Below are 14009 nucleotides of genomic sequence, written 5' to 3'. Positions count from 1 at the left end.
GGTTCACTCAGGACCGAGGTGATGCAATCGCGGGCAAGCCCGCTCCCACAGGGATAAGCGGTGTTACGCAAATAGCATGAACAGCGCAATCCATTGTGGGAGCGGGCTTGCCCGCGATGGCGATCGCAAGGTCGCCGCCGTCAGAGGACCTGACGCAAAAACGCCTGCGCCCGTGGATCCTTCGGCGCATCGAAGAATTCGGCCGGCGAAGCATCTTCCAGCAATTTGCCGTGATCGAAGAACAACACCCGATCCGCCACTTCCCGCGCAAAACCCATTTCATGGGTGACACAAACCATGGTCATGCCCTCCAAGGCCAGGGTCTTCATCACATCCAGCACTTCGCCGACCATTTCCGGGTCCAGGGCCGACGTCGGTTCATCGAACAGCATGACCTTGGGTTCCATGGCCAATGCGCGGGCAATCGCCACACGCTGCTGCTGGCCACCGGACAAGCGCGATGGAAACTCGTGGGCCTTCTGCGCGATCCCGACTTTTTCCAGCAGCGCCAAGGCCTTGGCCTCGCGCTCCTTCTTGCCGCGCTTGCGCACGACTTTTTGCGCCAGGCAGAGGTTTTCCAGCACGGTCATGTGCGGGAACAGGTTGAAATGCTGGAACACCATGCCGACTTCGCGGCGGTAGGCATTCACGTCGGTTTTCGGGTCGGCCAGTTGCAGGCCATCGATGCTCACCGAACCCGAATCGAATTCTTCCAGGCCGTTGAGGCAGCGCAAGAAGGTCGACTTGCCGGAACCGGACGGACCGATCACCACCAGCACTTCGCCCTTGGCCACTTGCGTGGTGACGTTATCCACCGCGCGAACCACTTGGCCACGGGTGTCGAAGACTTTTACCAGATCGCGGACTTCAATCACTTTGCGCGAGCCTCCGTTCAAGCCGACTGGCGATTTTCGACAGTGGCAGGTTGATCAACAGGTACAACCCGGCCACGCAGAACAGGATTTCGAACGGCGAAAACGAGGTGGTAATAACTTCACGACCACTTTTGAGCAGTTCGGTAATCGCAATCACCGAGACCAGCGACGTGTCCTTGACCAGGCTGATGAACTGCCCGGCCAAGGGCGGCAGTACGCGCTTCAAGGCTTGCGGCATCACCACGTGGCGCATCGACTGGCCAGCACTCAGCCCCAACGAGCGCGCCGCTTCGTTTTGCCCCCGGGCGATGGACTGCACGCCGGAACGGATGATTTCCGCGACGTAGGCCCCGGTAAACAACGACAGTGCAGCGATCCCGGCGAATTCACGGGACAGGTTCATCACGGTGCCGATGAAGAAGTAGAAAATGAAGATCTGCACCAGCAGCGGCGTACCACGGACCAGCTCGACATAGATCGTCGAGAGATCGCGCAGCGTCGGGTTGTTCGAGAGCCGGCACAGGCCCGTGGCGAGACCAATCAACAGCCCGAGCACACCGGACACTACCGACAACCACAAAGTTGTCCACAGCCCCCAAAGCAGCGGCCCGGCGGCCCAATGACGGGTCACGCCAATCACATCGCCTTCGGCCACATCATCGCCTTGGGCGACTTGCAGGCTGTTGTCGTCGACGGTCACGCGTTGCTCATCGCCTGCGTCGTTGCGCAGCGTGACTTCAGCTTTATCGCCTTTGCGCACCAGTTCGCTGACAGTGGAGATATCAGTGGCGCGCTGGGATTCTTCGGCGTGGTAGGCGAAGTATTGCGGCACGCGATTCCAGCGCCATTCGTAGGACATCAGCGAGGTGGCGTAGTACAACGCACCAGCCAGGCCGATCAGCACCAGCACGGTTAATACGTGCCAGGGCCATTGGGATTTTTTTGTTTCATTACGGGTTCCGGAATTTGATCGTTCCCACGCTCTGCGTGGGAATGCCGCCCGGGACGCTCCGCGTCCCTTCTCAAGCGTGACGCAGAGCGTCACAGGATGCGTTCCCACGCAGAGCGAGGGAACGATCAGCGGTAAGCCTTATTCCATGTCTTTCTGCCAAGCGGTGTCTTTGAACCACTTGTCATGGATGCGATCGTAGGTGCCGTCTTCGTGGATCTGGTGCAGGAAGTTGTTGATGAAGTTGATACTGTCGTAGTCACCCTTCTTCAGACCGAAGGCAAGCGGTTCGTAGGTGAACGGCTTATCGAGGAACACCAGCTTGCCGGCGCCGACCTTGTTCACCGCCACCACGTTGTAAGGCGCGTCGTAGATGAAGGCATCCGCCTTGCCGTTGACCACGTCGAGCACCGCTTCCTGCTCGTTGTCGTAGCCGTGGTATTTGGCTTTGGAGATCAGTTTTTTCGCGACCATTTCGCCGGTGGTGCCGAGCTTGGAGGTGATGCGGTACTCGTCGGTGTTCAAGTCTTTATAGGACTTGATAGTGCCTTCCAGCTCTTTGCGGATCAGCAGCGTCTGACCGACCACAATGAACGGTTCGCTGAAGTTCAGGCGCAGGTTGCGCTCTTGGGTCAGCGTCATGCCGCTGCCGATCAGGTCGAACTTGTCGGTCATCAGGGCCGGGATGATGCCGTCGTAGCCGGTGGACACCAGCTCCAGTTTCACGCCCATGGCCTTGGTCATGGCTTTGAGGATGTCGACTTCGAAACCGATGATCTCGCCGCGCTTGTTGGTCATCTCGAACGGCATGTAGGTCGGGTCCATGCCGACTTTCAGCGTGCCGCGCTTGACCGCGTCATCAATGGCGCCGGCCTGCGCCGTGCTGACTGCAACCAATGCCGTGACGCCGACCAGCAGCATCGAGAGATACTTCTTCATCATCATGTCCCCAAAACCATTGCGGTGTGAGGCGCGCAAACGGCCGTCTCCCTCAGGAAACGTAGCCATGTGGACAAAAATTATCCGGGCGCACCAATTCGGGGACGGATCCTAACGTACTCGTCCGTTTGCACAAGGGCTTGCAAACGATCAGGCAAAAAAAACCCCGCTTGATGAGCGGGGTTTTTTGTTATGCCAACTGAGGCTGTGCGCTCAGCGGCTTGAGCGGCAGCAGCGGCGCATGGGGATCGGATTTCACCGATGTACGCCAGGCTTGCAACCACTCTGCGTGACCTTCACTCCAGATCTGCTCATGCAGACGAGCCAATGCCACCGGGTCGCTCAGCAGTTGCACGCGCTCATTGTTGTTCAGGCCGTCAGGCCCGACTTTCAATGCATGACGCACCCGCTCGATCCGCAGCCACTCGATCGGCTCGGCCTGGCCGTGACGCGACGTCGCCAGCGAGCACGCCAGGGCGTTCTGCTGCGGGTCGACCACTGACCGGATGAAGCCGTCTTTGAGTGCGTGATAACGGTTTTCGTGGGTGTACTGGTCTGTGGCCAGCAGCGCCTGTGGCGGATTGTATTCCTCAGGGATCAGGAACAGGCTCTCGTCACGGGACTTCAGGCCCAGGCCAACACGGCTGGAGATCACGGACACCGGGATCGACAGCATCAACGAACCCACGATTGGCACCAGCCACCACAGGAAGCTCGGGTTCAGCCAGATCACCAGCAAGGCCCAGAAGAAGCCCAGCAAGGTTTGCGGACCATGGCGCTTGACCGCTTCGCTCCACGGCGTGGAGTCGTCGTCACGTTGTGGCGAGTTCCAGGTCGCCGCCCAGCCGAGGAACGCGGCGAGGACGAAACGGGTGTGGAAAATCATCCGCACCGGCGCCAGCAACATGGAGAACAACATCTCCAGCAACATCGACAGGGTCACCTTGAACTTGCCGCCGAACTCTTTCGCGCCTTTGGCCCAGATCAGGATGATGCTCAGCAGCTTCGGCAGGAACAGCAGCACGACGGTCGTGGAGAACAGCGCCACGGCCTTGTCCGGATGCCATTGCGGCCACAGCGGATACAGCTGTCGCGGCTCCATGAAGTACTGCGGTTCCATCAGCGTGTTGACCGCCAGCAATGCTGTCGACAGCACGAGGAAGAAGAACCACAACGGCGCCGACAGATAAGACATCACACCGGTCAGGAATACCGCCCGGTGAACCGGGTGCATGCCTTTGACCAGGAACAGACGGAAGTTCATCAGGTTACCGTGGCACCAGCGACGGTCACGCTTGAGTTCGTCCAGCAGGTTCGGCGGCAACTCTTCGTAGCTGCCCGGCAAATCGTAGGCAATCCACACGCCCCAGCCGGCACGGCGCATCAGCGCGGCTTCAACGAAGTCGTGGGACAGAATTGCACCGGCGAAAGCCCCTTTACCAGGCAACGGCGCCAAGGCGCAGTGCTCGATGAACGGCTTCATGCGGATGATCGCGTTGTGACCCCAGTAGTGGGATTCGCCCAACTGCCAGAAGTGCAGGCCAGCCGTGAACAACGGGCCATACACGCGAGTCGCAAACTGCTGCATGCGCGCATACAGGGTGTCCATGCCCGACGCACGCGGCGCGGTCTGGATGATCCCGGCATCCGGCGTGGCTTCCATCAAGCGCACCAGACTGGTCAGGCACTCGCCGCTCATGACGGAGTCAGCGTCGAGCACGACCATGTACTTGTAGTCACCGCCCCAGCGACGGCAGAAGTCGTCAAGGTTGCCGCTCTTGCGTTTGACGCGACGGCGACGGCGACGATAGAAGATCTTGCCGAAGCCTTTGGCTTCGCGACAAACGTCCAGCCAGGCTTGCTGCTCGGCGACGCAAATGTCGGCGTCGTTACTGTCGCTGAGGACGAAGAAGTCGAAGCGATCCAGGTCACCCGTGGCCGCAACCGACTCGAACGTCGCGCGCAAACCGGCAAACACCCGTGGCACGTCTTCGTTGCAGATCGGCATCACCAGTGCGGTGCGCGCATCCTTCGGAATCGGTTCATTGCCGGCGCTGGCGCCGGAAATGCGGTATTTGTCGTGACCGGTGAGCAGCTCGAGGAAACCCATCAGCGCGGTCCAGAAACCGGCCGATACCCAGCAGAACAGAATCCCGAACAGAATCAGGATGCTGGTTTGCAATGCATACGGCAGCACTTGCGTGGCCGTTTGCAGCAGCGGTTGATGCAACACTTCGTTGAGGTCGACGAACGACCAGCCCTGGTACGGCATGATGCCTTTCATGTACCAGCCGGCAACGATGGTCTGGCCGAGCATCAGCACCAGCAGAATGTAGCGACGGATCGAACCAACGGTCCGCCAGCGGGCAGCCGGCAACACGCGTTCATCTTTCGGCGGAGCCGGCGGATTGGTACGACCGGTCAGACGCCGCCAGCCACGCACCAGAATGTTGGTGCGCCAAGGCTCCGGCACAACTTTGGTCCTACGGATCGGCGGGGTGGCCTTGAGGCATACCCGGCCACTGGCGTCGACCGCCAGCATTTCCGCTTCTTCCAGCTCTTCAGCGGTGTTCAGAGTCAAGCGGCGGCCTACCGAAGCTTGAGCTGCTTCGGTCGGTGCGTCGAACGTGGAGGACGACAGACGCTGGTGCAACTCGCTGAAGGACTGGCAGCCCGCAAGTTCCGCGCGCTGCTCGTCGGTCATCGGTAAATGCGCCAGATACTCGGAAAGCGACTCTGGCTGTACTTGAGAATTACTCATCGGCAGGCAACTGGTAGCTCCAGGTCTCGGTCAGGACTTCTTCAGTCGGCGCCGATTCCGGTGTGGCTGGGGCCGCGTCGGCAGCAACAGGCTGCTTGGCGTCTTTGTTGGCCTTGTCCTTGGCATCTGCAACTGGCTTGGCATCAGCCTGCTTGGCTTCTGCTTGCTTGGCTTCCTTGTCCGCTTTCTCTTGTTGCTTGGCGGCAACCTTGTCGGCCTTGGCGACAGACGAATTCGACGCTGGAAGCGACGTTTTGGCCAGGTCAGCCGGCACGATGTTCTGGACCAGGGCCGCACGCATTTCGGTGGCCTTGCCCGGGTCCTTGATCTTCATGCGCAGCGTCAGGCGCCAGCCCTTGGTTTCAGGGTTGTAACGCACGCTGTTTTCGACCAGTTCGGCATTGTCGCCAACGCTGACCTGGCTGCGAACGTCCGCTTCCGGAGGCAATGCCGCCAGGGACGGGCCTTCGAAGTCCACCAGATAAGCCACGCTACCGTCCGGCTGACGAATCAGGTTGGACTGTTTAACGTCACCGGTGGAGCGCAGGGTCTGGCTGACCCAGGCGCTGTCGGGGGCGTGGATTGCGGATTCATCCATGGTCCAGTGCAGGCGATAGGCAACATCGAGCGGCTGGCCAGGTTCTGGCAGTTTTTCCGGGTTCCAGAAAGCAACGATATTGTCGTTGGTTTCGTCGGCGGTCGGAATCTCAACCAGATCCACGGTACCTTTGCCCCAGTCACCCTTCGGCTCGATCCAGGCGCTTGGGCGCTTGTCGTAGCGGTCGTCGAGGTCTTCGTAGTGACTGAAGTCGCGGCCACGCTGCAGCAGACCGAAGCCACGCGGGTTCTCGACCGAGAAGTTGCTCACCGACAGGTGCTTGGGGTTGTTCAATGGACGCCAGATCCATTCGCCGTTGCCGGCATGAATCGCCAGGCCGCTGGAATCGTGCAATTCGCGACGATAGTTCAGCACTTTCGATGGCTGGTTGGCGCCGAACAGATACATGCTGGTCAATGGAGCGATACCCAGCTTGCCGACCTTGTCACGCAGGAACATCTGCGCCTTGACGTCGACAATGGTGTCGCTGCCCGGACGCAGGGTCAGGCGATAGGCGCCGGTGGCACGCGGCGAATCCAGCAGGGCGAAAATCACCAGGTGCTTGTCGCCCGGCTTCGGCTGTTGAATCCAGAATTCGGTGAAACGCGGGAACTCTTCGCCCGATGGCAATGCGGTATCAATCGCCATGCCGCGCGCGGACAAGCCATAGACGTGACCCTTGCCGACGACGCGGAAGTAGCTCGCGCCGAGCATGGTCATGATTTCGTCTTGCTTGTCAGCCTTGTTGATCGGGTACAGCACCCGGAAACCGGCATAACCCAGTTGTTCGGTGGCTTTAGGATCGAATTTCACATCGCCAAAATCGAAACGAGTCGGGTCGTACTTGATCTCTTCGACGGAGTTAGCTGTGATTTCGTTGATTTTCACCGGCGTATCGAAATGCATACCCTGGTGATAGAACGACAGCTTGAACGGGGTTTTCTGATCCGCCCATTCGGCTTTTTCGGTCAGGAAACGAATTTTCTGATAGTCCGCGAATTTCATATCGCGGAACTCGTTCGGCAGGTTACTGCGCGGAGCTTCGTATTTTTGCGCGGCCAACTCTTTTGCCTTGACCGACACGTCATCCAGATTGAATGCCCAAAGCTGGCCGGCGCTGAACAGGCAGAGCAGTGCAGAGCCCGCTACCAGAGCGCTTCGGAACCGTTTGGCAGTCAATTTTGGTGCATTACAGGGACTAACAATCACGAGCAACCCTCGCCGAAAACAGATCAAAAAACCAACGGCCAGTTAAAGGATTTGCACGATCAACGGCCTGAAAAAACCGATCTTGCAAACCACTCTTGCCAAGTTGGCGAGCATTGTTCCGACTCCGATGGGGCTAAATGATTCCCCAAACGGTCCAGGACAAGTCTCTACCTAAGTCAAAATGGACCAACGAACGCCGATCCCCGTAGCGCGCGATTATCTAGTAGGCCGCGTTACAACGCATCAGGCGCAACAAAGTATTTCTCGCGTAAAACGCCTGTTTTCAGTCGAAAAGCCCTTAAAAAGTTGTTTCAAGCGCTTTCAGGTCTGTAACAGGAAGGTGACCGGGCCATCGTTGACCAGGTGCACCTGCATATCCGCGCCGAATCTACCTGATGCCACTGTGCCATGCACCTGTTTCGCTTTGCCTAATAGATAGTCGAAAAGCTCCTCGCCCAAGGCCGGAGGCGCCGCGGTCGAAAAACTCGGGCGCAACCCGCTTTTGGTGTCGGCAGCCAAGGTGAACTGTGAGACCAGCAGCAACCCGCCGCCGACATCCGCCAGGGAGAGATTCATCTTGCCCTCGGCGTCGCTGAACACCCGATAGTTAAGCAGCTTATTAAGAAGTTTGTCGGCGCTGGCCCGAGTGTCCTCGGGCTCAACCGCGACCAGCACCAGCAACCCCTGGTCGACCGCTCCCACCACCTCGCCCGCGACCTCGACTCGCGCACCCCGTACGCGCTGGAGCAAACCCTTCATGCTTCTTCAGGCGGCAGGTCGAGCAAGCGGCGCGCCATCTGGTTGGCGGCTCGCACCAGCGCATCAGTGATACCCGGTTCGGAGGCAGCATGGCCGGCGTCCCGGATGACCTGCAATTCACTGTTCGGCCAATTCTGGTGCAATTCCCAAGCGTTATCCAACGGACAGATCACATCGTAGCGACCGTGAACGATCACACCGGGCAAATGGGCAATCTTGCCCATGTCACGAATCAACTGGTTAGGCTCAAGGAACGCATTGTTGGTGAAGTAATGACATTCGATGCGAGCAATCGACAATGCACGCTGCGGCTCCGAGAAGCGATCGACCACCAGCGGGTTCGGACGCAGGGTGGCGGTCCGGCCTTCCCAGAGGGACCAGGCCTTGGCCGCGTGCATCTGGGCAATCTGGTCATTGCCAGTCAGGCGCTTGTGGAAAGCGCTGAGCAAATCATCGCGCTCGTCCATCGGGATCGGCGCAACGTAGTCCTGCCAGTAGTCCGGGAACAGACGGCTGGCGCCCGCCTGGTAGAACCACTCGATTTCCTGTGGGCGGCAGAGAAAAATCCCGCGCAGGATCAGACCGTGTACACGCTCTGGGTGGGTTTGCGCGTAGGCCAACGCCAGGGTCGACCCCCAGGAGCCGCCAAACAGCACCCACTTGTCGATGCCCAGATGCTGGCGAATTCGCTCAAGGTCGGCGACCAGATCCCAGGTGGTGTTGTTTTCGAGGCTGGCGTGGGGGGTGGAGCGACCGCAGCCGCGCTGGTCAAAGGTAACGATGCGATACAGGTTTGGATCGAAATACCGACGGCTTTGGGCATCACACCCGGCACCGGGGCCGCCGTGGATAAACACCACCGGCAAACCTTCCGGTGAACCGCTTTCGTCGACGTAGAGGGTGTGGGTGTCATCGACGGCCAGATCGTGCCGGGCGTGGGGTTTGATCTGCGGGTACAAAGTCTGCATTGCGCGCTCCGTAAGGGGTCGAGGTCATCCCTGGGGGGACTTCTATTATTCTGCCGTCCGGCATCATAAACCCGAATTACGTCAATGAGCATGCCCCGTGCAGCGTCACAACTTGTCAGCCAAAAACCCGAGCAGTGTTTCATAGAGCGCATCGACCTCGGCGACTTGAGCGCGCGCGCGCAAACAACCATGAACCAGCCCCTCGCCGTAGTACAGCGTGGTGTCCACACCGGCGGCTTCCAGTTGCTCGGCGTAGAGCACGCCGTCATCGCGCAGCGGATCGAACTGCGCAACGGCGATCAATGCCGGTGGTAGACCACTGAAGTGTCCGGCGAGCAGTGGCATGGCATAGGCCCCCGGATGTCGGGTGCCATGCAGGTACAGCGCGTGATAACAATCCACATCGCTGCTGCTGAGCAACGGCGCGTCGATGCATTCGCCGCGCGATGGCAACTGATCACCGCCACCCAGTCCCGGATAGACCAGAATCTGCGCAGCAGGCAATGGCTCGCGAGCATCCCGCAGCGCCAGACATAATGCAGCGGCCAGGTTGCCGCCCGCGCTGTCCCCCATCACCAGCGTCCGCGCAGGATCAAGCCGGAATGGCCCCGTACGCAACGCCCGCCAGACCTTGATGCAATCATCGAACGCCGCCGGAAACGGATGCTCCGGCGCCAGGCGGTAATCAACCGCGATGACCAATACACCGAGGGTTGATGCGAGCTCGGCGCAGATGAAGTCGTGGGAATCCAGATCCCCCACCACCCACCCACCACCGTGCAGATACACAATGCACGGGCAAGCCTCGGACGACGATGAGGCGTGCGGCTGGTAGGACCTGATCGCCACGCCCGCCAGCTCGACATCAAGCACATAAAGCCCTTCAGGACGTGGCGGAGTAAACGCCCGGCACATCTCGCTGTAGGCCCGACGCAAACCCTCGAGGCTGCTGTCGGTGCTGTTGAAGCTGACGGTTGTCTCGACGAATGCCGTCATCTGTTCGGAAAGCGGGTAAGGAGCCATGAGCCTGGTGCCAGTCCGTTCAGCGGTTTAAGGAGAGCAACATTTGAATTCAGTTTTTCAAACTGGCCTGAACGGTGGCAACGCCATCCTTACCATCAAAACTGCTGACACCCGCCAACCAACGCTGCATATCTTCCGGGTGATCGCGCAACCACTGCCTGGCGACATCCTGCGGCGTCTTGCGCTCCATGATCGGCACCATCAACTGACTTTCCTGCGAGGCGCTGAAAGTCAGGTTCTCCAGCAGGCGATTTACATTCGGGCAACGTTCAGCGTAATCCGGCGAAGTGACCGTAGAGACCGTCGCCGAACCTTCGTTCGGTCCGTAGACGTCTTCACTGCCGGTCAGGTAGTCGATCTTCATGTTGATGTTCATCGGGTGCGGGGTCCAGCCGACGAACACCACGAACTCCTTGCGATTCACTGCACGCTGTACGGCGGCGAGCATGCCGGCCTCGCCGGATTCAATCAGTTTGAAATCCTTCAAGCCAAAGTGATTGGTCTCGATCATGGTTTTGATCGTGGTGTTGGCGCCGCTGCCGGGCTCGATGCCGTAGATCTTGCCGCCGAGCTGGTCTTTGAATCGGGCGATGTCGGCAAAGGTTTTCAAACCGGCGGCGGCCACGTAGTCCGGAACCGCGAGGGTGGCCTGAGCATCGGCCAGGCTCGGTTTCTCCATGACTTTCACTTGGTTGGCCGCCACGAACGGCGCGATGTTTTTGTCCATCGCCGGTTTCCAGTAACCCAGGAAAATGTCCAGGCGCTTGTCGCGGATGCCGGCGAAGATGATTTGCTGCACAGCGCTGGTTTGCTTGCTTTCGTAGCCCAGGCCATTGAGTAACACATCGGCCATGCCACTGGTGGCGATCACATCGGTCCAGTTGACCACGCCCATGCGCACGGCTTTGCAGGAAGCATCGTCGCTGGCCAGGACGCTGGTGCTCAGAAGAGCCGTGCCGCAGAGGATTGAGAGACAGCGGGTGAACAGACCTTTGGGGCTTGTCATAGAGAGCATTCTCGTGCGGCAGCGGATTATTGTGAAGGCCGGTGTCTTTATGCACCGTGCCCGAAACATTACGCAGCGTCGAGAAGGTAAAAGTGAACTGTGGCGACTGTGTTTTGCACGGTGGCGACTTCCCACGCTCTGCGTGGGAATGCAGCAAGGCTTATCGGATGGCCGTAGCCAAGGCGGTGACATTCAGATAACGCACCCTAAGGCGCATATAGACAGTTCAATATAATCAATCAATATAAAAAACTGTCAAAAGTACCAGCAGACAAAAAACCCAGAAAAATATTAAATCAACAAGCAAACAGGAGCCGCCACCCGCAACGATAATATTTCAAACTGGAGAATTAATTATGAGCACACCTTCTGCATCACAAATCCCTATTGAAGAGTTCAAGGCGACCTTAAAACTTCAATCTGGAGACTTCGAATTCAAGGCAAACAAAATAAATATAGTAAAAAGCGTCGATTTATCAGGGAACAAATGCTGGACGATAAAAGCCTTCCAAGAAATTTTTAATGACAAAGGCCCCACAAGTGACTTGACGGGCATCAAAGAGGTTATTGCAATTCACCTAAATATCGCAAGAGAGCCAATCGCTGATAACCAACAGCTACTTCCCGCAGCCCTCCCGCCGGCTCTGAACAAAAACAGTGGTAGCGTATTCAAGATCGTCGACAACATACCTGACGAAAACAATCAGATAGATACGACCGAAAACTACCCGGGCGACGCTGGCGAAATAACCTATTTATGGGACGAACTTAGAACAAACATCACAGGCACTTTCAGCCTCCGGGGTAAATATGCCGACGACTACTTCCTAGTATTTGGAAGTTTCAATCTATTAAACAGGGGCCAACATATTATTTAATGCCAGCCCCCAACCTCACCTCAAGAATTTTTTAGATCCCCAATCCAGCAGACCTTTCAGCAACTCCTTGAGCACCACTTGCGTCGGCGCAGCCAGATCCGGGCGATAGCGGAACGGTTCGAACTCTTCCATATATGTGCACTGACCCAACTCCAGTTGCACCGCATGGATATTCTCGGCCGGATTGCCGTAATGCCGGGTGATGTGGCCGCCCTTGAAGCGGCCGTTCAGCACATGGCTGTAATCGCCGTGGCGCGCGCAAATGGCTTCCAGTTGAGTGGCCAACTCAGGATCGCAACTGGCGCCATTGAAGGTGCCGAGGTTGAAGTCCGGCAGCTTGCCGTCGAACAAGTGCGGGATGATCGAGCGGATCGAGTGCGCGTCGAACAGCAACGCAAAACCGAACTCGGCTTTCAGCCGTGCCAGCTCGTTTTGCAATGTCGTGTGATACGGCGTCCAGATCTGTTCCAGCCAGGTCGTGCGCTCTTCTTTCGACGGTTCCAGGCCTTCGCGGAACAAGGGAATGCCATCGAACAGCGTCGCCGGGTACAGGCCCGTGGTCGCGCCGACATACAAAGGCTTGTCGTCGGAGGGACGGTTCAGGTCGATGACAAACCGCGAGTACTCGGCGGCCAGGGTGCTGGCGCCCAGTTCCGTGGCAAATTCATAAAGCTTCGGAATGTGCCAGTCGGTATCCGGCAGACTGCGGGCGTCGGGAATCAACCCGGCTTCGACCGCCGGGGTCAGGCGCACGCCCGCGTGAGGCATGCTGATCAGCAGCGGCACACGGCCTTGTTTGAAGTTCAGAACTTTATCCACAGCTGTTCTCCTAAACACTTGTCTCGACGCCGTGACGCACGACGCGTTTTTCCAGGTCACCGCCGAGCCAGTACGACAGATCGGCCGGACGATCGATTTGCCAGGCGACAAAATCCGCGACTTTTCCGGCTTCCAGCGAGCCGTGGGTATCGGCCATGCCCAGCGCGGTGGCGGCATGAATCGTCGCGCCCGCCAGCGCCTCTTCCGGGGTCATGCGGAAACAGGTGCAGGCCATGTTCAGCATCAAGCGCAACGACAGCGCAGGCGAGGTGCCCGGGTTGAGGTCGCTGGCGATGGCTATTTTCACACCGTGCTTGCGCAGCGCGTCCATCGGCGGCAACTGAGTTTCCCGCAGGAAGTAGAACGCGCCCGGCAGCAGCACCGCGACGGTTCCGGACTTGGCCATGGCGATGGCATCGTCCTCGGTCATGAATTCCAGATGATCGGCCGACAGTGCGTGATAACGCGCCGCCAGGCTCGAACCGTGCAGCGACGACAGTTGTTCTGCGTGCAGCTTCACCGGCAAACCGAGTTCCTGTGCGGTGATGAACACCCGTTCAACCTGCGCCGGCGAGAACGCCAGGTATTCGCAGAATGCATCCACCGCATCCACCAACCCTTCGGCGGCCAGGGCCGGGAGCATTTCGGCGCAGATGTGATCGATGTAGTCGTCGGCGCGGTCGGCGTATTCCGGCGGCAACGCGTGAGCGGCCAGGCACGTGCTGCGCACGCTGATCGGCAATTCGGCGCCGAGGCGGCGAATGACTCGAAGGATCTTGCGCTCGCTGGCCAGGTCGAGGCCGTAGCCGGATTTCATTTCGACCGTGGTCACGCCATCACGCATCAGGCTTTTAAGACGCTTGGCGGCGCTGGCGAACAGCTCGTCTTCAGAGGCTGCGCGGGTCGCGCGTACGGTGCTGGCGATGCCACCACCGGCCGCTGCGATTTCTGCGTAGCTGACGCCTTGCAGGCGCTGTTCGAATTCGCCGCTACGATTACCGCCAAACACCGTGTGGGTGTGGCAGTCGATCAGACCCGGCGTTACCCAGGCCCCTTGCAAATCGTTGACGGCCGGGTACTCGCCCGCGGGCAGGTCAGCGCGCGGGCCGATCCACTCAATGAGCGCACCTGACGTCACGATGGCCGCGTCCTCGATGATCGAGTAGACGCCTTGTGCCATGGTTGCGACGTGGCAGTGTTGCCAGAGAGTTTTCATCCGTGGCCT

General features: G+C 58.9%; 12 protein-coding genes. 1 reads left to right on the top strand and 11 read right to left on the bottom strand.

Features of this window, described 5'->3' with window-relative positions; all coding sequences use genetic code 11:
• Nucleotides 1-140: 140 nt before the first annotated feature.
• The 9 genes from LOY55_RS01780 to LOY55_RS01740 all read right to left on the bottom strand — a co-directional run bounded on the left by LOY55_RS01780 (nt 141) and on the right by LOY55_RS01740 (nt 11087).
• Nucleotides 141-875 carry an amino acid ABC transporter ATP-binding protein gene (locus tag LOY55_RS01780; protein WP_046031197.1) on the bottom strand — a complete coding sequence of 245 codons (735 nt, stop codon included), beginning with the start codon at nt 873-875 and terminating at the stop codon, nt 141-143.
• Nucleotides 868-1785 (bottom strand): amino acid ABC transporter permease, encoded by a 918-nt coding sequence (locus LOY55_RS01775; RefSeq protein ID WP_258667525.1) that lies wholly within the window; start codon nt 1783-1785, stop codon nt 868-870. The genes LOY55_RS01780 and LOY55_RS01775 overlap by 8 nt, the downstream gene beginning before the upstream one ends.
• A 180-nt stretch (nt 1786-1965) precedes the next feature.
• A complete protein-coding gene (locus LOY55_RS01770) occupies nt 1966-2763 on the bottom strand; it encodes a transporter substrate-binding domain-containing protein (RefSeq protein ID WP_109785528.1) in 798 nt (265 codons plus the stop codon).
• Nucleotides 2764-2953: 190 nt separating this feature from the next.
• On the bottom strand, nt 2954-5524 hold the full coding sequence (mdoH, locus tag LOY55_RS01765) for a glucans biosynthesis glucosyltransferase MdoH (RefSeq protein WP_077432305.1): 2571 nt from the start codon (nt 5522-5524) through the stop codon (nt 2954-2956).
• Nucleotides 5517-7331: a glucan biosynthesis protein G gene (locus tag LOY55_RS01760; protein ID WP_077432304.1), complete on the bottom strand. Its 1815-nt coding sequence runs from the start codon at nt 7329-7331 to the stop codon at nt 5517-5519. The genes mdoH and LOY55_RS01760 overlap by 8 nt, the downstream gene beginning before the upstream one ends.
• Before the next feature lie 321 nt (nt 7332-7652).
• Complete coding sequence (gene dtd, locus LOY55_RS01755) at nt 7653-8090, bottom strand: D-aminoacyl-tRNA deacylase (RefSeq protein ID WP_034148582.1); 438 nt, start codon at nt 8088-8090, stop codon at nt 7653-7655.
• Nucleotides 8087-9058 carry a prolyl aminopeptidase gene (gene pip, locus LOY55_RS01750; RefSeq protein WP_046031201.1) on the bottom strand — a complete coding sequence of 324 codons (972 nt, stop codon included), beginning with the start codon at nt 9056-9058 and terminating at the stop codon, nt 8087-8089. Before pip ends, dtd begins: the two co-directional genes overlap by 4 nt.
• 105 nt (nt 9059-9163) lie before the next feature.
• The gene (locus LOY55_RS01745) at nt 9164-10081 is read right to left on the bottom strand and encodes an alpha/beta hydrolase (protein WP_109785360.1); all 918 of its coding nucleotides are present in this window, start codon (nt 10079-10081) and stop codon (nt 9164-9166) included.
• Between the two features lie 49 nt (nt 10082-10130).
• The gene (locus tag LOY55_RS01740) at nt 10131-11087 is read right to left on the bottom strand and encodes a choline ABC transporter substrate-binding protein (protein ID WP_223525463.1); all 957 of its coding nucleotides are present in this window, start codon (nt 11085-11087) and stop codon (nt 10131-10133) included.
• Nucleotides 11088-11443: 356 nt separating this feature from the next.
• Between LOY55_RS01740 and LOY55_RS01735 the strand changes: the two genes are divergently transcribed.
• Nucleotides 11444-11965, top strand: coding sequence for a hypothetical protein (locus LOY55_RS01735; RefSeq protein WP_223525464.1), 522 nt, complete (start codon nt 11444-11446; stop codon nt 11963-11965).
• Nucleotides 11966-11980: 15 nt separating this feature from the next.
• Here LOY55_RS01735 and hutG read toward each other — a convergent pair whose 3' ends face one another.
• Both hutG and hutI read right to left on the bottom strand, forming a co-directional pair.
• Complete coding sequence (gene hutG, locus LOY55_RS01730) at nt 11981-12784, bottom strand: N-formylglutamate deformylase (protein ID WP_223525465.1); 804 nt, start codon at nt 12782-12784, stop codon at nt 11981-11983.
• A 10-nt stretch (nt 12785-12794) separates the two neighbouring features.
• Nucleotides 12795-14000, bottom strand: a complete 1206-nt coding sequence (gene hutI / locus LOY55_RS01725) for an imidazolonepropionase (RefSeq protein WP_109785357.1) — start codon at nt 13998-14000, stop codon at nt 12795-12797.
• Nucleotides 14001-14009: the final 9 nt, after the last annotated feature.

This window comes from Pseudomonas sp. B21-040 (assembly GCF_024748695.1).
Classification (GTDB): domain Bacteria; phylum Pseudomonadota; class Gammaproteobacteria; order Pseudomonadales; family Pseudomonadaceae; genus Aquipseudomonas.
Note: the sequence above shows the minus strand (reverse complement) of the source record. Positions and strands in the feature narration are given on the sequence as shown.

Excerpts from the sequence above, each read along its gene's own strand:
- LOY55_RS01770 (WP_109785528.1), bottom strand. The coding sequence starts at position 2,763 with ATGAAGAAGTATCTCTCGATGCTGCTGGTCGGCGTCACGGCATTGGTT.
- mdoH (WP_077432305.1), bottom strand. The coding sequence starts at position 5,524 with ATGAGTAATTCTCAAGTACAGCCAGAGTCGCTTTCCGAGTATCTGGCG.
- dtd (WP_034148582.1), bottom strand. The coding sequence starts at position 8,090 with ATGAAGGGTTTGCTCCAGCGCGTACGGGGTGCGCGAGTCGAGGTCGCG.
- pip (WP_046031201.1), bottom strand. The coding sequence starts at position 9,058 with ATGCAGACTTTGTACCCGCAGATCAAACCCCACGCCCGGCACGATCTG.
- LOY55_RS01745 (WP_109785360.1), bottom strand. The coding sequence starts at position 10,081 with ATGGCTCCTTACCCGCTTTCCGAACAGATGACGGCATTCGTCGAGACA.
- LOY55_RS01740 (WP_223525463.1), bottom strand. The coding sequence starts at position 11,087 with ATGACAAGCCCCAAAGGTCTGTTCACCCGCTGTCTCTCAATCCTCTGC.
- LOY55_RS01735 (WP_223525464.1), top strand. The coding sequence starts at position 11,444 with ATGAGCACACCTTCTGCATCACAAATCCCTATTGAAGAGTTCAAGGCG.
- hutI (WP_109785357.1), bottom strand. The coding sequence starts at position 14,000 with ATGAAAACTCTCTGGCAACACTGCCACGTCGCAACCATGGCACAAGGC.